Consider the following 24,375-nt stretch of genomic DNA (forward strand, 5'->3'; position numbering starts at 1 on the left):
CCTCTCGGTCGTTTGGGAGGACACTAACCGAGAGGAGGCAGCGTGGAGATCAACACCGGCAATACCGCCTGGTTGCTCCTGTCGTCTGCGCTCGTATTGCTCATGACCCCGGGTCTGGCGCTGTTCTACGGTGGCCTCAACCGGTCCAAGGGCGCCCTGAACATGATGATGATGAGCTTCTCGTCAATCGGGCTCATCTCCGTGCTCTGGGTGCTGTATGGGTTCACTTTGGCATTTGGTAGCAACGATTCCGAGGGCGTCAACAAGTTCCTCGGCAGCTTCACGCAGTACTGGGGCACCGGCACCAGCTGGATCCCCGAGATGTGGCTCGAGACCGGCATCCCGACCTACGTCTTCATGGTCTTCCAGATGATGTTCGCCATCATCACCGTCGCGCTGATCAGCGGTTCCCTCTCGGACCGCTTCAAGTTCGGCGGCTGGGTGCTCTTCGGCTTCGGCTGGTTCACCCTGGTCTACGTCCCCGTCGCCCACTGGGTCTGGGGCGGTGGCTGGATCGGTGTCAACCTCGGCGCGCTCGACTTCGCCGGTGGCACCGCGGTCCACATCAACGCCGGTGCTGCCGCGCTCGGTGTCGCCGTGGTCCTCGGCAAGCGCATCGGCTGGCCGCGGGAGAACATGCGCCCGCACAACGTGCCGTTCGTCGCCCTCGGCGCCGGTCTGCTCTGGTTCGGCTGGTTCGGCTTCAACGCCGGCTCCGAGCTGACCGTCGACGGCGTCACCGCGGTCGCGTTCGTCAACACCCAGGTCGCGACGGCCGCCGCACTGCTCGGCTGGATCATTGTCGAGTGGCTCCGCGACGGTAAGCCGACCCTGGTCGGCGCGTCCTCCGGTGCGGTCGCCGGTCTGGTCGCCATCACCCCGGCCTGTGGCTTCATCGCCCCGCTGCCCGCGGCTCTGCTCGGCATCATCGCCGGTGTCCTCTGCGCCCTGGCGGTCGGCCTGAAGTACAAGCTCGGCTATGACGACTCGCTCGACGTGGTCGGCGTGCACTTCGTCGGTGGCTGGATCGGCTCGCTGGGCATCGGCTTCTTCGCCACCACCCAGGTGAACGCGCTCGCCTCGCGCGAGAGCCTCTTCTACGGCGGCGGCGTCGACCAGCTCTGGCGTCAGTTCGTCGGCAGCGCCGCGGTCACCGTCTACTCGTTCGCGATCGCCGCGGTCCTCGCTCTCGTCCTCAAGGCCGTCAAGCTCGGCCGGGTCAGCGACGAGGCCGAGGTCGAGGGCATCGACATCTCCGACCACGGCGAGACCGCGTACGACTTCACGCCCTCGGGCGGCTCCGGTGGCGGCGGGTTCGCACTCGCCGGCCTGAAGCCAGGGGTCGACGCTGACGGTAAGGCCGACGCGAGCCAAAAGGTCGCCGGTTAAGTTCTCATGGCTGCTCCGATGGAGGGACTAAGCATGAAGCTGGTGACCGCGGTCATCAAGCCGTACCAGCTCGACGCGGTGAAGGAGGCGCTGCACGCACTGGGCGTCGCCGGCCTCACCGTGAGCGAGGTGCAGGGGTACGGACGTCAGAAGGGCCACACCGAGGTGTACCGGGGAGCCGAGTACACGGTGGAGTTCCTGCCGAAGATCAAGGTCGAGGTGCTGACCGACGAGATCGACGTCGAGAAGGTCGTCGACGCGGTGATCACCTCGGCGCGTACGGGCAAGATCGGTGACGGCAAGGTCTGGGTCACCGGCGTGGACGACGTGATCCGGGTACGTACCGGTGAGCGCGGACTCGACGCGCTGTAATAATCACCTATGAGCTACGTGGTCAGTGAGCCGTCAGCAGCACCTCGTGTGCCCAAGGACGGCTCACCGGCCGCGCTCAGATCGCACATCGGCGCCGCCGCCCGGTCAGACCGGGCGGCGGCGCTTGATGCGTGGCTGGCGGCGATGTTCCCCGGTCACCTCCCCGGGGTCAGCCTGGTGGCGGTCGGTGGCCTGGGTCGCCGCGACTGCGCGCCCTACAGCGACCTCGACCTCGTCCTGCTGCACAACGGCACTGCCGGCATCGACCGGATCGCCTCCGCACTCTGGTACCCGATCTGGGACGCCCGGCTCGGCCTCGACCACTCCGTGCGTACGCTTCCCGAGGCCCTGTCCGTGGCAGTCGACGACGTGAAGGTCGCGCTCGGCCTGCTCGACGCCCGCCACGTCGCGGGCGATGCGGCACTCTCCGCTGAACTCATCGCGGCCACCGGCGACCAGTGGCGGCGCACCGCGGTGCGGATGCTGCCCCAGCTCCGGGAGATCACCGAGAGCCGCTGGGCCACCCACGGCGAGCTCGCGTTCCTGCTCGAAGGCGACCTCAAGGAAGCCGCCGGCGGCCTGCGTGACCTGACCATCCTGCGCGGCCTGGGCCGGGCCGGGATCGCCGACACCATGCGCCCTGCGGTCCGCGCCGCCAACCTGCGCCTGCTCGACACCCGCGACGCCCTGCACCTCGCCGTCGGCCGCCGCGTCGACCGCCTCGTCGCCCAGGAACGCGGCACCGTCGCCACCCTGCTCGACCTCGACGACGGCGACACCCTGCTGCGCCGCGTCGCCGGAGACGCCCGGACCATCGCCCACGCCCTCGACGACGCATTCCGCGCCGCCGACCGCCTCCGCAACGGCCGCCGCCGCGGCACCCCTCCGGGCACCCCCAAACGCCGCCCGGTAGCGCGGGACGTCGTCGAACAGGACGGCGAGCTCGTCCTCGCCCGCACGGCGATCGGCCCGGTCCCCGACCCCACCCTCTCCCTGCGCGTCGCCGCGGCCGCCGCAACCGTGCGCCTGCCCATCGCCCGCGCGACCTGCGAATGGCTCGCCGCCTTCTGCCCGCCGCTGCCGACACCCTGGCCGGACGCCGCCCGCGCCGCCCTGGTCTCGCTGCTCGGCTCCGGCCAGGGACTGCTCCCCACCTGGGAAACCTGCGACAGGTACGGCCTCATCGACGCCTGGCTCCCCGAGTGGGCCCGGATGCGCAGCCTGCCCCAGCACCACCCCGTACACCGCTTCACCCTCGACCGGCACCTCGTGCAGGCGGCGTACGAGGCAACCGCGTACACCCGTGAGGTCGACCGCCCCGACCTGCTGCTGATCGCGGCCTTCCTGCACGACGTCGGCAAGGGCCTCCCCGGCGACCACAGCACCGTGGGCGCCCCGATCGCGCGCGAGATCGCCACCCGCATCGGCCTCTCACCCACCGACGCGGCCACCATCGACAAACTCGTCCGGCTCCACCTGCTCCTCCCGGACATGGCAACCCGCCGCGACCTCAGCGACCCGATCACCATCTCCACCGTCGCCGAAACCGTCGGCGACATCACCACCCTCGACCTCCTGCACGCCCTCGCCCGCGCCGACTCCCACGCCACCGGCCCGGCCGCCTGGTCGGACTGGAAGGGCCGCCTGATCGCCGAACTCGTCCACCGCGTCCACACCGCCCTGGACACCGGTGCCCTCCCCGCCGCCCCCGAGCCCGACCCGCTGCTGCTGGAAGGCGACCTGCCCGCCGTACACCTGGATGGAGACCGGGTGTCGGTTGCCGCAGCCGACCGCCGGGGGTTGCTCGGCTCGGTGGCCGCGGTCCTGGCCCTGCACCGCCTCGACGTGCTCGCTGCGGACGCTTCCACGGTGGACGGGCGAGCGATCGTCGAGTTCCTGACCCAGCCCCGCTACGGCTCCCCGGCCGAACCCGTCGCACTGACCGCCGACCTGCGCCGAGTCGCGGCCGGAGACGTCTCTGTCACCCAGCGGCTGCGCGCCCGAGCCGGCAACTCCCGCGAAGGGGCGGCACCGCGCGTCGTCTGGCTCCGCTCGGTCGCCACCGACGCAGTGGTCCTCGAGCTCCGCGCGCCCGACTCATCCGGCCTGCTGTACCGAGTCTCCGCCGCCCTCGACGAAGCCGGCGCCGAGGTCCGCGCCGCCCGCATCTCCACCCTCGGCGGCGACGTCGTCGACGCGTTCTACCTCGTCGGAGCCTGGGCCGACGAAGCCGACCGCGACCGGGTCGAAGCCCTGGTGCTCGCAGCGGTCTGAAACGTCAGGGCCTCTGATAGATCTCGTGGCGGCCGATCCGTCGCCACCTGACTGCGGTGTGCCCATCGAGCTGGAAGAACTCGAATGTCGCACGGCCGTCAGGGCCCGAGAACGGCCAGGTCATCTCCCAGATCCCCGCTGAATGGGCCATCGGCTTGACCCGTAGGTTCGCGGGCCACGGCTGCCCAGGATTGTCGATATACGCCTGGCACGCCGTGTTGAAGGCGGGCATGAGGGATCGAAAAATGCGCCGATGGTCGATCGGCATGGACTTCCAGTCGGCGGCGAACTCGTCGGTCTTGTCGAACTTCACTCGTCGATGTCCAGGCTGTCCATGAAGTCATCGACATTGTCATAGGTAGTGGTTCGGCCGGCAACGACATCGGCGTCTGCGCGCCGTTCGCCCTCCTGCCAACCCTCGGTCCAGAACCATGCCTGGCTCGCGGGCACTGAAATAGCCGGGCGAAGCGTCGCTTTCGTCGCCTCATGTCCGGTTTGGGCATCGCCGACGTTACGGACAGTCCTGCGAACAGTTCTGCTGCCGCTCCGGCCGGTGACGACGGCCTTAGTGGCTCGCAACCGTCGGCTCGCTGCAGTGCTGCGGGGGCTCTCCTCCATGGTTCGAGAATGCAGCGCCTGAGTCGTACCGCCAAGCGGTATTACTGCAATGCAGCAATACCGCTCACGTCTGAGTCCTGCCACTTCCGTCACAGCGCCGCACCAACGCTGCCCGCTTCGCTCCGTTGGATGGGGAACTACAGTGCCGGACGTGGTCGAATTTGATGCCTTCGGCGTTGCTCGCGACGCCTACGACGAAGCTGCTTCTGCCTACGCGGACCTCTTTCGCGACTCGTTGCGGGAGAGCCCGCTGGACCGGGCGATCCTGGGCGCTTTCGCCGAGTTCGTGGGGGTCGGGCGGGTTGCGGATCTGGGGTGCGGGCCTGGGCACGTCACTGCGTACCTGGATGGGCTTGGGGTCGAGGCGTTTGGGGTGGATGCTTCGCCGGTGATGGTGGGGTTGGCTCGGGAGGCCTACCCGGGGCTGCGGTTCGAGGTGGGGTCGATGGCCGCGCTGGATATCGCGGACGGGGTGCTGGGCGGTGTGCTTTCACGGTGGTCGATCATTCACACGCCGCCACCGGACGTTCCCGCGATAGTGGGGGAGTTCCACCGGGTTCTGGTGCCCGGCGGTCACCTGTTGATGTGCTTCTCGGCAACCGATGACGCGTCTCACCCGACGCAGATTTACGACCACGCGGTCGCGCCGGCGTATCGCTGGTGGCCCGACCATCTAACTGCGCTGCTGCGTGAGTGCGGGCTGGCCGAGGTGGCCCGGATGGTCAGCGAGCCCGCGCCCACGGACAAGCGGCAGTTCAAGGGCGTCCAGTTGCTCGCCCGTAAAGGCTGACCCGTCACCGCGACTTCGCCTAGTGTCGGAGGGCATGACGCGTGTGGCAATCGTCGGGGCGGGACCCACCGGGCTGTTCACCGCGACCGTGCTCGCCCGGCGCGGCCATCGGGTCACCCTTGTGGACCGTGACCCCGGGCCGGCGGCGGACGGCAGCTGGGCGCGCAGTGGCGTCATGCAGTTCCATCATCCGCACGGGATCCGTCAGCCGATTGTGGACGTGCTCGGCTCCGACCTGCCTGACGTCGGCGCCGCGCTGGTGGCCGCCGGGGCGGAACCCATCCTGGTGAAGGGGTATCCGGGCGGTCTCAGGTCGCGGCGGATCACGTTCGAGCGGGTCCTGCGGGCGGCCGCGGTCACCGAGCCCGGTGTCACGGTGGTGACCGGGCACGCCGACGAGGTGCTCAGCGACCGGGGCCGGGCTGCCGGGGTGCGGATCGACGGAGCTGTCCTCGAGGCCGACCTGGTGATCAACGCCTCCGGGCGGTCCGGGCGGCTCGCCGAGGGGCTGCGGGCGCCGGAGACGAGCGGCGACTGCGGGGTCTCGTACGTCTCCCGGCAGTATCAGCTCCGGCCCGGCGCGCAGCCGGGCCCGTCGAGCTCGCCGGTCGGTCTGATCAGCCGATTCGCGGGTTACCTCGGTGTGGTCTTCGTGCAGGACGCCGGCACGGTGTCGGTGTCGCTCACCCGCCGCGACACCGACGAGGAACTGGCGGACTGGCGCTTCCCCGAGGTGTACGAAGCTGTGGTCCGGGTCGTGCCCGGGCTCGCCGAGTGGACCGATCCCGCGCGCAGCCGGCCGATCACCCGGGTCCTGCCCGGCGTGCACCTGCGCAACACCTACCGCGGGCAGCTCGACGATCGGGGCCGGGTCGCGCTACCCGGCCTCATCCACCTCGGCGACGTCGTCTGCACCACCAACCCGACCGCGGGCCGGGGCATCGCCACCTCGCTCGCCCAGGCCCAGAGCCTGACAGGACTCCTCGCCGAGCACCCCAGCGACGTGCTGACGGCAACCCTGGCGTTCGACGACTACTGCACCACATCGATCAAGCCCTGGTTCGACGACCACCAGACCTCAGACCCAGCCGCCGTACGCCTGCTGGCAGGCGAAAAAATTGACCTGACCCGCCCCCTGACCTCGATCCACATCACCGCAGCAGCCGACGCGAACCCCCAACTCACCCCCATGGTCGCCCCCTACCTGGGAATGAACGCCCTCCCCTCCACACTCGCCGCAGCCGAACCCGCAGCCCGCCAGGTCTACGCAACAGGCTGGCACCCGGCCCCCCTCCCCGGCCCCACCCGCGAAGACCTGATCACCCTGATCCACCAAACAAAAACCACCCCCGCCTGACACCACTGACCCCCAGGTGGCACCGACCGACCGCAGATCGCTGACAACGCCTCCGCCTGTCAGGTAGTGGCAAGAACGGGTTGCGGCCGGGACTTCCCTTCGCCGAGCTCGCGCTGCTAGTAAGCACCGCCGAGACCCGGACGCTGAGCTTGGACCACGATGATGTGCAGGGCCATGGTGAGCCGGCGGTTGCCGCGGGCGTTGAGACGGCGGCGTTGGCGGGGTCCGCTGGGTGAGACCCCCACACCTTCGTCGCGCTGTCGGAATCGGTCCACGCCAGAAGCTGTTTCCCCAACCGCAACCGGCGAGGTGCGTCGCGAAACCACCCACTCACGCCGGCCTGCTGAGCCCTCGCTGAAACCGCGCCCACAGCGCGGCAGCCAGACCACCTGCAAGAGGTGGGCGCTGAGCCCGGCCATGCACCCAGCGGCGGGCGACCACCGATGACCGGCATCATCTCGCACGCAAGGGTGAGGGCCGGGGTGGCCGGGACAGGCATAAAAACGCTCTTCAAGCCTGTCTCGGTCACCCCGGCCCTCACCCGTCCAAGAGTGAGAAAGCCTATGCAGTCCCAGCACAGGTCAGAGCAGGAACGCTATTGGTCCCGCTCCACGACCCAAGGAACCCGAACGTCGTGGACGCCCCGGCAGCAAGAGCACCGTTGTAACTGACATTACGAGCGGTGACCGCAGACCCACTAGAGGACACGGTTGCATTCCACGCTTGGGACACGCTCTGCCCGTTGGCATACGTCATGGTGACAGTCCAGGTCTTGATGGCCGTGCTGCCCGCCGTGACCTTGACCTCGCCCTGGAATCCGCCCTGCCACTGCCCGGTGACCGAGTACGCCGGCGTGCAGCTGACCCCGGCCGGCGGCGGCGTGGTGGTGGGAGGCGTGGTCGTGGGCGGTGTCGTCGTGGGGGGAGTGGTGGGCGACGTGCCGTAGATGGTGGCCTGCTTGGCGGTGGCCTTGATGCCGTGGGGGCCGTTGATGATGCGCTGACCCCAGGTGGTGAGCTGGGCGGGGTCGAAGTTGACGGTCATGTCGAGGATGGGGTCGGTGTTGCCGGCCCAGGACCAGCCGATGTATCCGAGCCCTCGGGCGTCGGCTTCGGCCATGAGGGTCTGGTCGTCGACCTCGCCGGAGGCGAATTGCCAGCCGAATTCGCCGATGACCAGCGGCCAGCCTTTGGCTTTGAACGTGTCCAGGTAGGAGACGATCGAGGCGGCGGTGTTGAAGACGGCGTACATGTGGATCGAGAGCACGGTGTTGTGCTGGGTGTCGGCGTCGAGGATGGTCTGGCCGTTGTCGCGCATGACGTAGTTCCAGTCCTGGCCCCAGTTGGGGGCGTCGATCATGAGCAGGTGCTGGAAGCCGTTGGTGCGCATCTTCTGGATCGCGGCGGTGGTTGCGGCTGTCCACTGGGACGGGTTGGTGTTGCCGATCGGCTCGTTGCCGATGTTGATGGCGATGTAGTCCTCCTGGCCGACCAGCACGCTCTTGAGGCCGATCCAGTAGTTGGCGGCCTGGTCGAGGGTGTACGCCGCGCTGTCCTCGCCGTACCCGGTGGTGTCGTGGTTCTCGAGGACGCAGATGAGCTTGTTGGCCTTGCACAGGGCGATGACGTTCGCCACGTCGGTGGCCGTGTTGGCGGTCCAGCGGCCGCCGCTGAGGACGACGCGGACGGTGTTGGCGCCGGTGGCCTTGATGTTGGCGAACGATGAGGTCTGGTTGGTGTACCAGGTGTGGGCGTGGTTGATGCCGCGCATGATGAATGGCTGGCCGTTCGCCTCGACGATGTTCGTGCCGCTGACGTGCAGGCCGGCGGCGGCGTATGCCGGATTCACCACGAACAGGACGGAAGCGACGGCTGCGAGCGCCGCTGCGGCCAGGGTGGCTAGTCGTCTCTTCATGCCCATCTCCTTTTGTAACGGGGTGGTAACACGTTAGAACGATGAACGTCGATGCACAATGGGAGCGCTTCCATGAAGATGCGACCGGTTCCACGTCACCTCGCCACGAGCAGGGGCGTTGCCTATAGCGACATAGCGGCCGTAGCGAAGAGGTCAGTTGCACCATGGGGGAACCAGCAGGTCTGCTCGACGACTACCTGAGGGTCGCCCGGTACCACGTTCAGCGGGCTATGCCGGCCACCGCGGTCCGGCTCCGGTCGCTGGAGATGCGACGGCTCATCGCGTACACGGCGCTGCGGGGGTCCGGGGCGACGTACGAACAGTTGATCATTGCCGCGCGTAACAAGGACGTGCGCTGGTTCAAGGGGATCGCGGGGGGCGTCCGGCCCTCGGTGGTGGCCGGGCTCGCCCAGACGCTCGCGCTTCAGGACATGCTGCCCGGGGACCGTACGGACGCCCTGGCCATCTACGAACTGATGCGCGCGAGCCTCGGGGCGAACGGCGTACCGGGATCGCATCAGGGTCTGCACGCCGAGCTCACGTTCTCGTGGCGGGGCGCGGAAGCAGCGCGCGAGCTGCTCACGGCGTACCGGTCGATCAGTCCGGCAGTGCGCGGTGACCTCGAGATCGACGTGGTCAACCCGTTCCTCGAAGGTGGGGCGAAGCCGGTCGCGCCCTGGCTGGCGGTCTTCCAGCGGCTCATGCCGAAGCCCTACCCGGCGCTGGAAACCGCCGAGGGGCCGCAGCCGGTACTCGGGCTGCCCGCGTTCGACCGGCTGACCGTCGCCGCCGAGGCCGCGCCGGTGGAGGAGCCGCAGCGCGTCTCGGTGGTCGTCACGGCGTACCACCCGGGTGAGGGCCTGATCACCGCGGTGCGCTCGATCCTCGCGCAGTCCTGGCGCAACGTCGAGATCATCATCGTGGACGACGCGTCGCCGCCGGAGTTCGACGAGGTGCTGCGCCGGGCGATGACCCTCGGCCCGCGGATCCACCTGGTCAAACAGCTACGCAACCAGGGAACGTACGCGGCCCGCAACGCCGGGCTGGACGCCGCGGAAGGTGAGTTCGTCGCGTTCCAGGACTCCGACGACTGGTCCCATCCGCGCCGGCTCGAGCTGCAGGTACGCCCGATGCTGGAGAACACCCGCATCGTGGCCACGACCAGCGACGGGCTCGGGGTCACCGACGAGCTCGTGCTGACCCGCCCGGCCGTGCGGCGTGGCCGGTTCAACCCGTCGTCGCTGGTGTTCCGCCGCTCGCAGGTGATGGACCGGATCGGCTACTTCGACCAGGTACGCAAGGCCGCCGACTCCGAGTACATCGGACGGATGCGCGCGGTCTACGGCGAGCGGGCGGTGCAGCACCTCGACACCGAGCCGCTCGCGCTGATCCGGCTGTCGTACGGCTCGTTGTCCCGCTCGGAGATCCGCGCCTACTGGATGCATCCGGCGCGGGTGGCGTACTCGTCGGCCTATCAGCAGTGGCACGGCCGGATCGCGTCCCAGGGGGCTAAGCCCTACCTGCCTCGCGAGGGTGGGGAGCGCCAGTTCGCCGCTCCCGACCATCTTCGCTACGCCCGCGGCGAAGCCCCCGCCCGCCCCGAGTACGACGTCGTGCTCGCCGGTGACTGGCGTTTCCTGCAGGGCCCGCAACTGTCGGCGATCGAGGAGATCCAGACGCTGGTCGACCGGGGTCTGCGTGTCGCCGTGCTGCACATCGAGTCGCTGCGCCCGATGGCCCGGCGGCGGTATCCGCTGAACTCGCAGATCCAGGCGATGGTCAACGACGCCCGGATCACTCAGGTGCTGCCGGCCGAGGCCGTGGAGACGGCGCTGCTGATCGTGCGGCACGCCGCGGTGCTCCAGTTCGCCGAGGGTGATGACTATCTGCTCCGGCCACGGCAGATGCTGGTGGTCGCGGATCAGGCCCCGGTACGCCTCGACAACCTCGACAACCGCTACGACGTGGCGGACTGCACGCGGGTCGCCGCCCGCCTGTTCGGGGTGCAACCGGTGTGGTGCCCGCAGGACCCGGAGATCCGGGCGGTGCTGCGCGCGTACAAGCCGGCGGTGGAGTTGACGCCGTACGACCTGCCGACCGTCATCGGCACCGAGCGCTGGGCGGCGGTCCGCACCGGTGCCGGGCCGGGGCTGCCGGTGATCGGGACCGACCTGTGCGACCAGGGCGTGTGGCCGCGGGACACCCGGGAGGCGCTCTACGTCTACGACGAGCTCGGCGCGGCGGACGTGCGGGTGCGGCTGCCGGACTGGCCGCGTACCGACATGGTCCTGAACGGTCCCCGCTCGCACCTGGTCTATGAAGCCACGGACCTGGACCTGCGCACCTTCCTGCACCAGCTCGACTTCTACCTGCACTTCCCGCATCCGGCGGCGATCGAGACGTTCTCGCGTCCCGCGCTGGAGGCGGCCGGGCAGGGGTGCGTGGTGCTGACCCAGGAGCGGCACGCCGCGGTCTTCGGGGACGCGGCCATCTACTGTGCACCGAACGAGGTCGACGGGCTGATCAGGCGTTACAGCGCGGACCGGGTGCTCTTCGCGGAGCAGAGCCGGCGGGCGCGGGCCGTGATCACCAAGGCGTACCACCCGCAGCTCTTCGTCGATCGGATCGCGGGACTGGTGCACGCGCCGCGTACGTCAGCCCCCGCGCAGCGCACACCCGAACCTTCCCACGCGTAACGGGCGGGCAGTCGGCGCCGTTAGGCGTCGTGTTGAATCAGCGCACCTCGGAGGTCTTGAAGAATGAGCAGCCTGACCCGGTTCGGCGGTCGGCTGACGGTACGGCTGCAGAGCCTGACCCGTCCGCAGGTGGTGGTTCTCATGCTGGTCGTCGTGCTCGTAGCGGGCATCTGGACGGCGGCGGGGACCGGTCATCAGGGACTCGCCGTGTCCCTCGTGGCCGCCCTGCTCCTCGGTGTGCTGCTCGGCATCCTGCACCTGTCGCGCTGGATGGGCGGGATGCACCGCGCCAACCAGGCCGCGAACCGTGACCTGCGCACGGTCGTGGAGCAGATGCAGCGCCGGGTCGTGGCGACCGTGGAGAAGGAACGGCTGAGCGCGGGGGACCGGCACCAGGACCTGACCCGGACCATCACCCGGGGACTGCGGCAGAACGGGCACGGCCACGATCTGCTGCTGCGTTCGCAGAGTCGCGAGTTCGAGGCGATGTTCCAGCTGTTCCAGGAGTTCACGCCGCGGGCGCCGATGCCGTCGTCCGGTGACTTCGCGCTCAACCCGACGGACCTGCTGGAGCTGCTGCACATCGTCCGGCTGCGTCAGCCGCAGCTGGTGGTCGAGCTGGGCAGCGGTACGTCGTCGGTGTGGCTCGGCTACGCCCTCGAGAAGATCGGCGGCCGGCTGATCTCGCTCGACCACGACGAGGACTACGCCGCCAGGACGCGCACGATGCTCGACGCGCACGGGCTCGGCGCGGTGGTCGAGGTGCGGACGGCGCCGCTGACCGAGCTGCTGCTCGACGGGCGCGCGTACCAGTGGTACGACCGGGAGCAGCTCAAGGATGTCCGCGACATCGACCTGCTGGTGATCGACGGCCCGCCCGCGGCGACCGGCCCGGACGCGAGATTCCCGGCGCTGCACGCGATGGAGAGCAAGCTCGCCCCGGTCGCCACGATCGTGCTCGACGACGCGAACCGCGCCGACGAGCAGGACGCGGTGCGGCGCTGGACGGAGAACATCTCCGGGCTCGTCTCTGAACCGCACCTGATCGGCCGGCACGCGGTGCTTTCCTACTCCCGCAGCGGGGCGCGGGTCTCGGTGTAGATCCTTCGGAGATGGAAAAGGACCGGCCGGCATGCGGGGGCATGCCGGCCGGTCACGGGGGAGGGAAAAGATCAGCGGCTACCGAAGTCCTGGGTGTAGTACGGGTTGCCGTTCGACGCGTAGATGACGCCGACGGCGAACGTCCTGGCACCACAGTCGAGCAGGTTGGCACGGTGACCCGGCGACTTCATCCACGCGTTGACGACCTCGGCGGCGCTGCGGTAGCCGTACGCGATGTTCTCGCTGCGGGCGGCGGTGTAGCCGGCGTTCTTGGCACGGGTGATGAACGTGGAGTTGCGGGCGCCGGTGTGGCTGAACGAGCCGCTGGTGGCCATGAACTTGCTGTGGCCGCGGGCGGCGCGGAGCAGGTTGGCGTTGACCTTCAGCGCCTTGCAGCCGGCCTTGACACGCTGCGTGTTGGACAGCTTCACGATCTGCGTCTGCAGGGTGGAGGTGGAGACCGGCGCGGCCTCGGCGGGAGCAGCGGCGAGGGCCAGGCCGATGAAGGCGGCGACGGGGATCAGAGCAAGGGTGGCGAGGCGACGGACCAGAGGCTGGTTCTTCTGCACGGGACACGACCTTTCGGAGAACTCCGCACCGGCGCTTGTTCGCCGTTACGCCATTCCATTCGGGCCGTTCCAGGAGTCGCTGATGCCCGTTCAGGTGCCTTGGCGTGAGTGCTGAGTTGCCGATCGGGTGCCTGCCGCAGTCCGGTTGCGGGACGGTTTCCCACCCGGTTGCGGACATGGTGCAAAGAAGGGCCCGGCGGCTTTAAAACTGCGCCGGGCCCTTCGATGAGGTGCTTTTTCAGGATGCTGCGAGTGCCGCCCCGAGTTGAGGGGCGAGCAGTTCGCTGTACGCCGTGGTGATGTGGTGCTGGTCGCGGTAGACGAGCACGTTGCCGACGATCACCGGGCAGAAGGCCGGCGTGCAGAACCACTTGACCGGGTCGACGACGACCGCGCCGGCCTCGCGGACCGCTTCCGCGACCAGCTGGCGCCGATCGGGCAGCGCCAGCGCGATCTCCGGGCTGCGTCCGCACGCGGCGGGGGAGTCCATGTGCGCCGACAGGCACTCCGGGACCGGCCCGGCCTGCCAGGGCGTGTCGGTCATGAAGTAGACCTCGGTGCCGGGGGCGGACAGCGCCTGCACCGAACGCTGCCAGGCGCTCACCCAGGCCTCGTCCTGCGTGCCGGGCACGTTCAGCAGCTCGTTGCTGGGGTAGGTGGAGGCCAGCAGGATCTTCGCCGGGTGCAGCGACCTGACGTACTCCCAGGCACTCCTGCGCCACTCCACGCACTCCGTGAACTCGCGTTTCAGCTGCGGCGAGAAGATCATGCCGTCGGCCGCCGTGCAGGCGCTCTTGGTGACCACGACCAGCTTCCAGTGCCGTTCCAGGGCCGCTTTCTCCATCGCGGGGAACCACATGCCGGCGTGGGAGTCACCGAAGAGCACGACGGTGGTCGGGGAGGTCAGATCACCGTACGCACAGGGCTTCTTCACCTCGGCGTCGGAGAACGTGCCCGAGCAGCCCTCCTGGTAGAAGTGCGGCAGATCCTTGGCGACCCGCTCGAGCGCCGGGGTGAGGTTGGCCGGGACGGCGGGCATGGCGACGCTCGCGGCGACGTCCCTGCCGAGATCCGTCGAGTCGTCGAGGGCGCTCGCCTGGTAGGTGCTGACGCCCCGGGCCCGGTCCGCCGCGACGCGGACCGCGACGCAGAGCCCGGCGCAGAGCAGCGAGATCGCCAGCCCGGCGGCGATCCCGCGCCACGGGTTGTTCCGCAGGCCGGTCAGGTGGCGGGCGGGGTTCTCGACGAGGGCGTACGTGAACATGGCCAGGACGAGTGCGCCAAGCGCGACCAGCACGTTCTCCCATCCGGCCAGCGGGCGGCCGAGGATGGCGGGGGCGATCATCAGCGTCGGCCAGTGCCAGAGATACCAGGAGTACGACAGCCGCCCGATCCCCTGCAACGCGGGATGAGCGAGGATCCCGCCGGGCTGTTCCGTTCCACCGGCGATGACCGCTGCCGTGCCGAGAACCGGGACCAGGGCGGCGTACCCGGGGAATGGGGTCTGTGCAGTGAAGATGACTGCGGAGGCAGCGACCGCGAGCAGACCGGCCGGAACGCACCACCGCGGGAGCCGAACCGCGAAGACCGCCAGCAGTGCGCCGACGCCCAGCTCCCATGCCCGGGTGTGCGCGCCGAAATATGCCCAGCCTGCGTTCGCCTGCGTCTGCCACAACGACAGACCGAGCGAAACCACAGTCAATGCGATGAGTACGCCGGCCCGCGCCCGCTTGGCCCTGAACGCGATGATCAGCAGCGGCCAGAGCAGGTAGAACTGCTCCTCCACCGCCAGCGACCAGAAGTGCTGCAACGGCGACGGCTCGGCATCGGCGTTCAGATAGTCCGTGCCGACCGCCGCGAGCCGCCAGTTCATCGCGTACACGCTGGTGTGCAGGGCGTCCGACACGATGCCGGCCAGGCGCAGCGGCGGCAGCCACAGCGCGGCCGCGATCACCGTGGCCACGACGACGACCGCCGAGGCGGGCAGCAGCCGCAGGGCACGGCGGGCGTAGAACCGCGGGATGGAGATCCGGCCGGTCCGGTCCGCCTCCCGCAGCAGCAACCCGGTGATCAGGAAGCCGGAGATGACGAAGAAGACGTCGACCCCGACATATCCGCCGGAGAAGAACGACAGATCACAGTGGTACGCGACCACGAGGAGCACCGCGACCGCGCGTAACCCCTCGATGTCGCGACGATGCCTCGAGGGCTGCGTCTTCGTGGCGACGGTGAGGCCGGTCCGGGGCCGGGTCGCGGTGCTCGTCTCGATCACAGCCGGTGCGCCTCCCGGCTGGTGGTGACACCCCGCGTGTCGAAGAAGCGCTTCGAGATGCTCGCCAGGTGATCCGCGTCGTACTCGCGGTGCTGCTGGACCAGGATCACGAGGTCGGCGGCGGCCGCGGCGCCTTCGAGGTCGTCGGTGCGCGGGACGCTCCACTCGCGGACGTGCGGGTCGTGGTACGTCAGCACCGCACCCAGCGAGGCCAGGTGCCGGGCGAGCGGGGTGGCCGGCGACTCGCGCTGATCGGCGATGTTCGGCTTGTACGTGACACCCAGCAGCAGCACCCGGGCGCCGTGCAATGCCTGGCCGTCGGCGTTGAGGAGGTTCTGCGCGCGCCGGGCGACGTACGCCGGCATCGTGGCGTTGATCTCCTGGGCGAGCTCGACGAAGCGGAACGGGTAGCCGAGCTTGCTGCGTACGTTATGGCTGAGGTAGTTGGGGTCGATCGGGATGCAGTGCCCGCCCACGCCCGGTCCCGGATAGAACGCCTGGAACCCGAAGGGCTTGGTCGACGCGGCGTGGATGACGTCCCAGAGGTCGATGTCGAGCTCGTGGCAGAACCGGGCCATCTCGTTGACCAGCGCGATGTTGACGTGCCGGTACGTGTTCTCGAGCAGCTTCGAGGTCTCCGCCTCGCGGGTGCCACGGGTGCGTACGACCGTCTCCACGAACCGTCCGTAGAACTCGGCGACCCGGTCGGTGCAGGCCGGCGTGGTGCCACCGACCACCTTCGGGGTGTTGTGCGCGCCCCACTTCTCGTTGCCCGGGTCGATCCGCTCGGGCGAGAACGCCAGGTGGAAGTCGACCCCCGCGGTCAGGCCGGACAGGCTTTCCAGCAGCGGGCGCACCACGTCGTCGGTGGTGCCCGGGTAGGTCGTCGACTCGAGCACGACGAGCATGCCGGGCCGCAGGTTGCGCCCGACCGCCTCGGTGGCGCCGATCACCGCGCGCAGGTCCGGGCCGTCACCCTCGGACAACGGCGTCGGTACGCAGATCACCGCGACCGCCGCCGTGGCGATCAGCCGCTCGTCCGTGGTGGCGCCGAACCCGCGGGTCAGCATCTCGGCGATGTCGGTGTCGGACAGGTCGTCCACATGGGAACGGCCGGCGCCGAGCGCCTCGACCACCGCCGCGTTCACGTCGAAGCCGAGCACGGACAGACCGGCCCGGGCGGCCTGCTGGGCCAGGGGCAGCCCCACGTAGCCGAGGCCGAGGATGGCGACGTCGAAGCTCACGAGCGAGATCTCCTTCTGCGGATCCCCGTCAGGCGACGGGCGTGTTGGTGGGGGCCGGGCCGCCGCTCTGGCTCGGGATCTCCGCGCGGCGGTCGGCCTGCGGGCGGACCGGGGGACCGGCGCCCCGCTCGTACGGGGAGGCGAACGGCAGATAGGCCGGCAGGAACTCGCCGAGCAGGGCCGCCTGCTCGACGGCCACCGCCTCGTCGGAGTCCGTGTCGTTCAGGCAGAACGTGTCGAGGTCGCGGTGGCGCAGCAGCCGGGCGAGCTTGAACGGGGTCGCCGGGTTGGCGAGGTCCGCGTACATGTAGGCGACCGTCCCCGGCGCCGCGCGTCCCGTCAGGTACGCGTAGTACTGCTGCAGCGACGAGAGCAGCGCGATGTCCTCGGGGTGGCGGAACTGATGCCCGGCGGTCGCGGTCACGTACTCCGTGAACCGCTGCTCGATCTCGGTGATGATGCTCAGCCGCGACGGGTGCGGGGTGTGCATCATCTTGCGGGTCAGGACGCGGCCGAACGCCGTACGGATCAGCTCGCGGTTGTTCTTGCCGGCCGAGTCGGCGGGCGGGTCGTCCGGGCGCCGCGGTGCCGAGTCGACCTGGGCGCTCGACGGGAAGAACCGGGTCAGCCCGCCCGGCGTGAAGAACAGGTCCGGGCTCAGCGGCCGGCCCAGGAACACGTCGTCGTTCAGGTAGAGGAAATGCTCGCTGAGACCCGGGATGCGATGCAGGCGTGACTCGATGGCCTGCGAGTTGAACGTCGGCAGCCGCCCGGTGTCGCCGAAGATCTCCCGATGGCTCACCAGGGTCAGCCCCGGCTGCGCGGTGTCCAGCCAGTCCGGCACCTGATCGTCCGTCACCAGGTAGATGTGGTTGACCCAGGGCGCGAAGCAGTGCAGCGAACGCAGGGAGAAGCGCAGCTCGTCGCGGGAGGTGTAGCGGGCGCTGTTGTGGGCCAGGCGGCTGCCGGTGTCGAGCCAGGCGTTCGTACCCTGGGCCGCGGCCTTGCGGGCCTGCCAGGACGGGTCGCTGCCGTCGACCCAGGTGTAGACCACGTCGATCGGGAAGGCGATCCGGTCCGGGCCCGGCATGGTGAAGATCTGTTTCGTCCGGTACGCCGAGACGTCGTGCGGCGAGCTGAACGGCCCGAACGCGGCCTCGCTCGCGTGCGCCACCGGCTCGTCCAGCGCGATCACGTCGGCGATCGGGTTGGGGCGCGGGCCGGCCAGGACGCCGTCGCGCTCCGCCCAGAACTCGATCTCGCAGCCCACGTCCGTGGCCAGCACCAGGCTGCCGTTCGGGTCGGTCACCGGCCAGCACACCCGCAGCACCTCGGCCGTCTTGCTGCTCTTGGCCTTGCGCGGCTTCACGACGTCCAGCAGGCCGGTGCCGGTGGTGAGCGCCTCCAGCAGGCGGATCGTGGCCGCGCGGTCGGTCACGAGCACCGCGACGGCGGTGGTACGCAGGGACTTGGCGGGGATGCGGAACCAGTCGATGCCTGCTTCGTCGAGGGCGGCGACAACCCTGTCGAGGTTGTCACGGCGTACGCCTGCCGGGCTCGCCGCCGGGTCACGCCGGGCGGTCACCCAGCCCCGGCCGGTGCGGACCCGCATGGTGACGGCGGCCTCGGCCGTACGCATGAGCGGCAGCCGGGGCGGGTGTGACAGCGACACGATCCGCCGGGCCATGCCGAGCCGCTGGTCCTCGGAGACCCGGGGCAGCACCCGGCGCTGCACGCTGGCCAGGATGCGTGACCGGACCTGCCAGGGTGCCATTCGTAGGATCCGCCGCAAGGGCACGAGTTCGTCCTTCCGCCGGATGTCGTCGGGGCTGATCGGCTCAGCCGCCCGGGGTTCCTGTGCCTCAACGTCGCGGTCACCCGGTTGGTTGCGGTCAATGGCGTCTTTCCGGACATCTGTGCTATGCGCCTTTAGCGGTTTTACGCGACTTTTGTTCTCTTTGGGGGCTGAATTGCGACCCGCCCACCCCTACGGGTGCGTCCCTGATGCGGGGGCTTGCGCCGGGGGAGGATGGTGGAGGCCTGACTTCTTTGGAGGACTCCCCATGGGCAAGGCAGTTGCGTACGTGGTGGCGATGGTCGCCGGGGTGATCGTGGTGGGCTGGATCGCCGTGTCGGTCCTGCACTGGCTCGTCGGTGCCCTCGCGTACCTGATCGTGGGCGCGATCGTGGTCGGCGGCGGCATCTACCTCTACGGCAAGGCGAAGAAGGGGCTCGCCCCCGGAACCCGCACCCAGTACCGGATCGAGGCCGCGAAGAAGACGTACCGGATGCGGAACCGGTGAGCCCGGCGGCGGGCGGCTAGGCTTGGGCCTCTCCTCCCTTTCGACCAACGGGAAGTTGTGCCGTGTTTGACAACTTGAGTGACCGCCTCTCCGGCATCTTCACCAAGCTCCGGGGCAAGGGCCGGCTCACCGACGCCGACATCGACGCCACCGCGCGCGAGATCCGTCTCGCCCTGCTCGAGGCTGATGTCGCGCTGCCCGTGGTCAAGCAGTTCATCGCCAACCTCAAGGAGCGCGCCCGCGGCTCCGAGGTCTCCGAGGCGCTCAACCCCGCCCAGCAGATCATCAAGATCGTCCACGAGGAGCTCATCACCATCCTCGGTGGCGAGGGGCGCCGCCTGCAGTTCGCCAAGAACCCCCCGACCGTGATCATGCTGGCCGGCCTCCAGGGCTCCGGTAAGACCACGCTCGCCGGCAAGCTGTCCCGCTGGCTCAAGGGCCAGGGCCACCAGCCCCTGCTGGTCGCCGCCGACCTCCAGCGCCCCAACGCGGTCAACCAGCTCCAGGTCCTCGCGGGCCGCGCCGGCGTCGACGTCTACGCCCCGTCACCCGGCAACGGCGTCGGCGACCCGGTCCAGGTCGCCAAGGACTCCATCGAGCACGCCAAGCGCACCGCCAAAGACATCGTCATCGTCGACACCGCCGGCCGCCTCGGCATCGACGCCGACATGATGCAGCAGGCCCGCGACATCCGCGACGCCGTCGACCCCGACGAGGTCATCTTCGTCATCGACGCCATGGTCGGCCAGGACGCCGTCAGCACCGCCGAAGCCTTCCGCGACGGCGTCGGCATCACCGGCGTCGTCCTCTCCAAGCTCGACGGCGACGCCCGGGGCGGCGCGGCCCTCTCGGTCCGCCACGTCACCGGCCAGCCCATCCTCTTCGCCTCCACCGGCGAGAAGCTCGAGGACTTCGACGTCTTCCACCCCGACCGGATGGCCAGCCGCATCCTCGGCATGGGCGACGTCCTGACCCTCATCGAACAGGCCGAACAGGCCTTCGACGAGGATCAGAAAGAAAAGATGACCTCCAAGCTCATGGGTGGCGAAAGCTTCACCCTGGAGGACTTCCTCGACCAGCTCATCGCCGTCCGCCGGATGGGCCCCATCGCCAACATCCTCGGCATGATGCCCGGCATGGGCCAGATGAAGGACCAGCTCGCCGAGCTCGACGACAGCCACTTCGACCGGGTCACCGCCATCATCCGCTCCATGACCCCCGGCGAACGCACCAACCCCAAAATCATCAACGGCTCCCGCCGCGCCCGCATCGCCCGCGGCTCCGGCGTCCAGGTCATGGATGTCAACCAGCTCCTCAACCGCTTCGTCGAAGCCCAGAAGATGATGAAGCAGATGAGCGGCATGATGGGCCTCCCCGGCGGCAACCGCCGCAAGGCCACCAAGAGCCCCAAGAACAAGCGCAAGGGCACCAAGGGCGGCAACCGCCCCCGCGTCGGCGGCGGCATGCCGGCCGGCTTCCCGGGCGGCATGCCCCAGCTCCCCCCGGGCCTGGACCCGAACGCTTTGGGCGGCGCTCCCGGCCTGCCGCCGGGCTTCAAGCTCCCCAAGCTTGACTTCAACAAACTCAGCAACCCCAAGCGCGACGACGACAAGAAGTAGCTATTGCTGGGTGACAGGTGGTCTCGTGTCTAGTAGCGTGAGCGGCAGTCCGCATCCTTATGGGGAGGAATCGATGACTGCCGCTCTGCGTCAACTCGACTATCTCGGGCTCGCCGACAAGCAGGTATGGACCGTCGACGACCTCGACAGCCTTCCGGAGGATCTCCTTTATGAGCTCCTTGACGGAAGGCTCGTCTTGTCCAGCCCGACAGATTTTCATCAATGGGTCGGCATCAGGTTGGTTGTTGCTCTCGAGGAAAACGAACCTGACGGCTTCTACATAGTTACTGATCTGTCAGTTGCTGTGGATCACGACAACCAACCACGCCCCGACGTGGTGGTCGTTTCCAACAGTGGCGTGACGCGCGTCCCGCGTCTGGCGAGAGATGTCCTGCTGGCGGTCGAGATCCTCTCGCCGAGCTCGATCGACGATGATTGCGGCTTCAAAGTGAAGAGGTATGCCGCCGCCGGTATCCCGCGGTACTGGGTGATCGACCCCCTCCGCGAGCGCATGACTTTCACCGAGCACATCCTCGGCTCGGACGGGCAGTATCGGTCCGGTCCACCTCGGGTTGGCCGCATCGATCTGGACTGGCCGTGGCCGGTGTCGTTCGACCTCTCCCGCTTCGAACGGCGCAGGGACTGGCTCCGCTGAGGAGGACCGCACTGAAGTGGGCGGCCATTGGAATCGGCGCCAGGATGTGCCGTTTCCGGTGGTGCTCGACCTCCCCGCGTTGACGGGTTAGCGGCAGGCGCGGGCGGCGGAAATCGGGTAGGACTTAGGCATGGCTTTCCATGTGCGTGGGGTCGTTCTGCCGGATGGTGAGGTTCGGGATCTCTGGGTGGTCGGGGATCGGGTGACGTTTGAGCCGGTGCGGGATGCCGAGACCGTGAGCAGCGGCGGGTGGGTGGTGCCGGGGCTGGTGGATGCGCACTGTCACCTGGGGATCCGGTATGGCGCTTCGCCCATCGAGAGTGTCGATGAGGCCCGGGGGCTGGCCTGTCAGGACCGTGACGCGGGGGTGCTGGCGTTGCGTGACGCGGGGTCGCCTTTTCCGTACCCGGAGCTGGATGATGAGCCCGAGATTCCCCGGCTGGTGCGGGCTGGGCAGCACGTAGCTCCGCCGCGGCGGTATCTGCGGGACATCGGGGTCGAGGTGGCGGCCGGGCAGGTTGCCGAGACCGTGGCTGCGCAGGCCAAGGCCGGCACCGGGTGGGTCAAGCTGGTGGGCGACTGGATCGACCGGGGCGTCGGTGACCTGACGCCCTCGTGGGATGCCGCCACCATGACCGCCGCCGTCGAGGCCGCGCATGCCGCCGGAGCGCGGGCGGCCGTGCACACGTTTTCCGAGGAGGGTGTCGCGCTGATGGTTCGCGCGGGTGTCGACTCCGTGGAGCACGGCACGGGGTTGTCGCTCGACCTGATCGACGAGATGGCACGGCGGGGCACGGCGCTGGTGCCGACGATGATCAACATTAAGACGTTCGGCAAGATCGCGGACCAGGCCCGATCCAAATTCCCCGGGTACGCGGACCACATGCTCGCCCTTCGCGACGGCTTCCCGGCAGTGGTCGCCGCTGCGTATGAGGCCGGCGTACCCATCTTCGTCGGCACCGACGCCGGCGGCAGCATCCGGCACGGGCAGGCCGCCGAGGAGATGTTGCTGTTGCACGAGGCCGGCATCCCCGCGGAGCAGGTGCTGGCGTCGGCGTCCTGGCGGGCCCGCGAGTGGCTGGGCTTCTCCGGACTGGTCGAGGGCGGCCTCGCCGACCTGGTCGTCTACCCCGAGGATCCCCGGCGTGACCTCCGCGTGGTTCGTGCCCCCGAGCGGATCATCCTGAAGGGCCGGGTCATCCGCTAGGCCGTTCCTGCCGATCCAGGCCGTCGTGATCGGCAGGACACGGCCTATGCGAGCGAGAAGATGCGCAGGGCGGTCTCGTCGGGGCAGGCCAGGCGGTCCGTGGTCCAGGCGCAGGGGTTGTCCGACGGAGGCATCGTGCCGAGGACCTGGCGGGTGCCGGTCAGGGCCGAGATCCGGACTATCTCTCCGCCGTTGGGGCCGGGGAGGGCCAGCAGAGAGTCCTTGTCGATCCAGGACATGTGGGCGGCCGCCGTGACTTTCCTGCCGTCCGTTGTGTAGAGGATGCTCTCGGACGGGCCGGTGACCAGGATGCGGTCGCCGAGCGGCTGCACGATCGTCGCGTCGGGGGTGGCCGGGGTCTGCCAGTCCGTGCTGGCGAAGCCGGGGCCGATCGTGGTGAGGACGGCGCTGCGGTCGGGTGGCGTCACGGTGAGGCAGAGTCGGTCGCCGCACGGGGCGATGGCATCGATGTGGTGGCCGGGCAGCGATTCGTAGATGTTGCGGGGCTGCGGGTCGGCCAGTTCGGTCCGCACGATCTGAGTCGCGCCGGGGGTGAAGCCGGTGCCGGGGACGAAGACGATCCCTTCGTACGCGACCGGTGCACCCGTCGGCACGATGGCCGCGGTGGTGCCCCGGAGCGTGCCGGTGCCGGCGTCGCGGTATTCGACCTTGCCGGAGCGGGTGATCTGGATGAGGTTGCGGTCGGTGAACGTGAGGGACATCTCGTCGGAGCGCACGTGCATGCCGAGGGTCCGCTGTGCCCGGTCCGCCTCGGCAGGCAGGGTCCAGCGGGTCGTCCCGTCGGACCAGCTCAGGGCGCGGGTCTCGCCGGTCGCCGCCGACTGGGTGACCAGGAGGTCGTTGTAGTAGACGAGGTCGTCGTCGGTGGCGTACGGGAAATGCCAGCGTTCCCTGCCGGTGGCGGGGTCGAGCACGTACATCGTGCTGCCCCTGTCGCCGCGGACGTTGACCAGCACCGCCGCGGGGAGGGCGACGACGCCGGTGAGCCTGTCGAACGTGCCCAGGCGTTTCCGCAGCCACGTCGTCGCGCCGGTGTGCAGGTCGGCCGCGGAAACCCCGACCACGCCGTCCAGCCCGCGCCACGCCGTGAAGACGGCCTTCGTGGACACGGCCGTCGCGGCGTAGGTCACCGTCACGCCGAAGGACCGGGGGGAGCCGACCTCGGCGAGGCTCCATGTGGGCGCGGCGGGGGCGGTGTGGTGGTTGCGCCACGCGAAGCTCGTACCCGCGAAGGCGAGACAGACCACGACGGTCACTGCGGTGATCGCGAAGCGGGTGCGGCGGATCTGGTCACCGCGGCGGCGGGCGGCGACCGGCGGGCCCAGCGGGACCCCGTCGGCCTGGTGGTTGAGAGAAGCGAAGATCTCGTCGAGGTCAGTGGACATTGCGGGCTCCTCCCGGGGGTGACGGCTCGGGGGACCGGACAGCGCCGGGCGCCGGGTCCAGGTTGAGCGCGGTGGCGAGGGCCGCCCGGCCGCGGGACAGCCAGGATTTGACCGTGCCCTCGGGGACACCCGTCTCGGCAGCGATGTCGGCCACCGAGCGGTCCAGCAGGTAACGCAGGGCCAGGGCGTGGCGGTGGGCTTCCGGGAGCGTGCGCATGGCACGGACGAGCAGGACCGTGTCCTCCGACGGCGGGTCGGCCGGTGGCAGGGGTGCGGCGGCGGCGCTGTGGGCTCGGCGTACGCGCAGACGTCGCCAACGGTCCGTCGACAGCCGGTTGACCACCAGCCGCAGCCACGCCTCCGGGTCGTCGTAGCCCGGCAACCTGCGCCAGCGCTGCCATGCCCGGGCGTACGCCTCCTGGACGAGGTCCTGCGCCTCGCCCGGGTCTCCCGTCAGCCCGTACGCGTAGCGCAGCAGCCGCCGTGAGGTGTCCCGGTAGAACGCGTCGAACGCGTCCGCCCGCTCCTCGGTCATGGTCACCGCCCTTCGTATAGGGACACGGGAAGCCCACTGGCCGGGTTGCAGTCG

Annotated in this window: 20 protein-coding genes; 11 read left to right on the forward strand and 9 right to left on the reverse strand. The window is 69.4% G+C overall.

What is annotated here, in order from left to right; all coding sequences use genetic code 11:
* Window positions 1–42: 42 nt before the first annotated feature.
* From Ahu01nite_RS22635 to Ahu01nite_RS22645, 3 genes are read left to right on the forward strand one after another with little or no spacing between them, the layout of a single operon-like run.
* Window positions 43–1,389 carry an ammonium transporter gene (locus Ahu01nite_RS22635; protein ID WP_275411773.1) on the forward strand — a complete coding sequence of 449 codons (1,347 nt, stop codon included), beginning with the start codon at window positions 43–45 and terminating at the stop codon, window positions 1,387–1,389.
* 33 nt (window positions 1,390–1,422) lie between these two features.
* Window positions 1,423–1,761 (forward strand): P-II family nitrogen regulator, encoded by a 339-nt coding sequence (locus tag Ahu01nite_RS22640; protein ID WP_203838587.1) that lies wholly within the window; start codon window positions 1,423–1,425, stop codon window positions 1,759–1,761.
* 9 nt (window positions 1,762–1,770) lie between these two features.
* Window positions 1,771–4,035: a [protein-PII] uridylyltransferase gene (locus Ahu01nite_RS22645; RefSeq protein ID WP_203838588.1), complete on the forward strand. Its 2,265-nt coding sequence runs from the start codon at window positions 1,771–1,773 to the stop codon at window positions 4,033–4,035.
* Between the two features lie 4 nt (window positions 4,036–4,039).
* Here Ahu01nite_RS22645 and Ahu01nite_RS22650 read toward each other — a convergent pair whose 3' ends face one another.
* Window positions 4,040–4,348, reverse strand: a complete 309-nt coding sequence (locus Ahu01nite_RS22650) for a hypothetical protein (RefSeq protein WP_203838589.1) — start codon at window positions 4,346–4,348, stop codon at window positions 4,040–4,042.
* The gene (locus Ahu01nite_RS22655; protein ID WP_203838590.1) at window positions 4,345–4,653 is read right to left on the reverse strand and encodes a hypothetical protein; all 309 of its coding nucleotides are present in this window, start codon (window positions 4,651–4,653) and stop codon (window positions 4,345–4,347) included. Before Ahu01nite_RS22655 ends, Ahu01nite_RS22650 begins: the two co-directional genes overlap by 4 nt.
* A 151-nt stretch (window positions 4,654–4,804) precedes the next feature.
* Between Ahu01nite_RS22655 and Ahu01nite_RS22660 the strand changes: the two genes are divergently transcribed.
* Window positions 4,805–5,443 carry a class I SAM-dependent methyltransferase gene (locus tag Ahu01nite_RS22660; RefSeq protein ID WP_239159053.1) on the forward strand — a complete coding sequence of 213 codons (639 nt, stop codon included), beginning with the start codon at window positions 4,805–4,807 and terminating at the stop codon, window positions 5,441–5,443.
* A 34-nt stretch (window positions 5,444–5,477) separates the two neighbouring features.
* Window positions 5,478–6,800, forward strand: coding sequence for an FAD-dependent oxidoreductase (locus Ahu01nite_RS22665; RefSeq protein WP_203838592.1), 1,323 nt, complete (start codon window positions 5,478–5,480; stop codon window positions 6,798–6,800).
* Between the two features lie 561 nt (window positions 6,801–7,361).
* Here Ahu01nite_RS22665 and Ahu01nite_RS22670 read toward each other — a convergent pair.
* Entirely contained in the window at window positions 7,362–8,714 is a 1,353-nt protein-coding gene (locus Ahu01nite_RS22670) for a cellulase family glycosylhydrolase (protein WP_203838593.1), read from the reverse strand.
* A 164-nt stretch (window positions 8,715–8,878) separates the two neighbouring features.
* On the opposite strand from Ahu01nite_RS22670, the gene Ahu01nite_RS22675 reads away from it, so the two are divergent.
* Both Ahu01nite_RS22675 and Ahu01nite_RS22680 read left to right on the forward strand, forming a co-directional pair.
* Window positions 8,879–11,410, forward strand: coding sequence for a glycosyltransferase family A protein (locus tag Ahu01nite_RS22675; RefSeq protein WP_203838594.1), 2,532 nt, complete (start codon window positions 8,879–8,881; stop codon window positions 11,408–11,410).
* Between the two features lie 63 nt (window positions 11,411–11,473).
* A complete protein-coding gene (locus Ahu01nite_RS22680) occupies window positions 11,474–12,511 on the forward strand; it encodes an O-methyltransferase (protein ID WP_203838595.1) in 1,038 nt (345 codons plus the stop codon).
* 71 nt (window positions 12,512–12,582) lie between these two features.
* Here Ahu01nite_RS22680 and Ahu01nite_RS22685 read toward each other — a convergent pair whose 3' ends face one another.
* The 4 genes from Ahu01nite_RS22685 to Ahu01nite_RS22700 form a co-directional block, all read right to left on the reverse strand.
* Entirely contained in the window at window positions 12,583–13,080 is a 498-nt protein-coding gene (locus Ahu01nite_RS22685; RefSeq protein WP_239159054.1) for a CAP domain-containing protein, read from the reverse strand.
* A gap of 238 nt (window positions 13,081–13,318) precedes the next feature.
* On the reverse strand, window positions 13,319–15,352 hold the full coding sequence (locus Ahu01nite_RS22690; RefSeq protein WP_203838596.1) for an acyltransferase family protein: 2,034 nt from the start codon (window positions 15,350–15,352) through the stop codon (window positions 13,319–13,321).
* Window positions 15,349–16,596: a nucleotide sugar dehydrogenase gene (locus Ahu01nite_RS22695; protein WP_203838597.1), complete on the reverse strand. Its 1,248-nt coding sequence runs from the start codon at window positions 16,594–16,596 to the stop codon at window positions 15,349–15,351. Before Ahu01nite_RS22695 ends, Ahu01nite_RS22690 begins: the two co-directional genes overlap by 4 nt.
* Before the next feature lie 28 nt (window positions 16,597–16,624).
* Window positions 16,625–18,370 (reverse strand): stealth family protein, encoded by a 1,746-nt coding sequence (locus tag Ahu01nite_RS22700; RefSeq protein ID WP_203838598.1) that lies wholly within the window; start codon window positions 18,368–18,370, stop codon window positions 16,625–16,627.
* Window positions 18,371–18,659: 289 nt separating this feature from the next.
* Here Ahu01nite_RS22700 and Ahu01nite_RS22705 point away from each other — a divergent pair, with 289 nt between their 5' ends.
* The 4 genes from Ahu01nite_RS22705 (at window position 18,660) to Ahu01nite_RS22720 (ending at window position 22,380) form a co-directional block, all read left to right on the forward strand.
* Window positions 18,660–18,899: a hypothetical protein gene (locus Ahu01nite_RS22705; protein WP_203838599.1), complete on the forward strand. Its 240-nt coding sequence runs from the start codon at window positions 18,660–18,662 to the stop codon at window positions 18,897–18,899.
* Window positions 18,900–18,961: 62 nt separating this feature from the next.
* Complete coding sequence (gene ffh / locus Ahu01nite_RS22710) at window positions 18,962–20,518, forward strand: signal recognition particle protein (RefSeq protein ID WP_203838600.1); 1,557 nt, start codon at window positions 18,962–18,964, stop codon at window positions 20,516–20,518.
* 73 nt (window positions 20,519–20,591) lie between these two features.
* The gene (locus Ahu01nite_RS22715) at window positions 20,592–21,173 is read left to right on the forward strand and encodes a Uma2 family endonuclease (protein WP_203838601.1); all 582 of its coding nucleotides are present in this window, start codon (window positions 20,592–20,594) and stop codon (window positions 21,171–21,173) included.
* A 130-nt stretch (window positions 21,174–21,303) separates the two neighbouring features.
* Window positions 21,304–22,380: an amidohydrolase family protein gene (locus Ahu01nite_RS22720; protein WP_203838602.1), complete on the forward strand. Its 1,077-nt coding sequence runs from the start codon at window positions 21,304–21,306 to the stop codon at window positions 22,378–22,380.
* Between the two features lie 44 nt (window positions 22,381–22,424).
* On the opposite strand, the gene Ahu01nite_RS22725 is transcribed toward Ahu01nite_RS22720, so the two are convergent.
* Window positions 22,425–23,786: an outer membrane protein assembly factor BamB family protein gene (locus Ahu01nite_RS22725; protein ID WP_203838603.1), complete on the reverse strand. Its 1,362-nt coding sequence runs from the start codon at window positions 23,784–23,786 to the stop codon at window positions 22,425–22,427.
* Window positions 23,776–24,321 carry an RNA polymerase sigma factor gene (locus Ahu01nite_RS22730; RefSeq protein WP_203838710.1) on the reverse strand — a complete coding sequence of 182 codons (546 nt, stop codon included), beginning with the start codon at window positions 24,319–24,321 and terminating at the stop codon, window positions 23,776–23,778. The genes Ahu01nite_RS22725 and Ahu01nite_RS22730 overlap by 11 nt, the downstream gene beginning before the upstream one ends.
* Window positions 24,322–24,375 lie beyond the last annotated feature (54 nt).

This window comes from Winogradskya humida (assembly GCF_016862215.1).
GTDB classification, from domain to species: Bacteria; Actinomycetota; Actinomycetes; order Mycobacteriales; family Micromonosporaceae; genus Actinoplanes; species Actinoplanes humidus.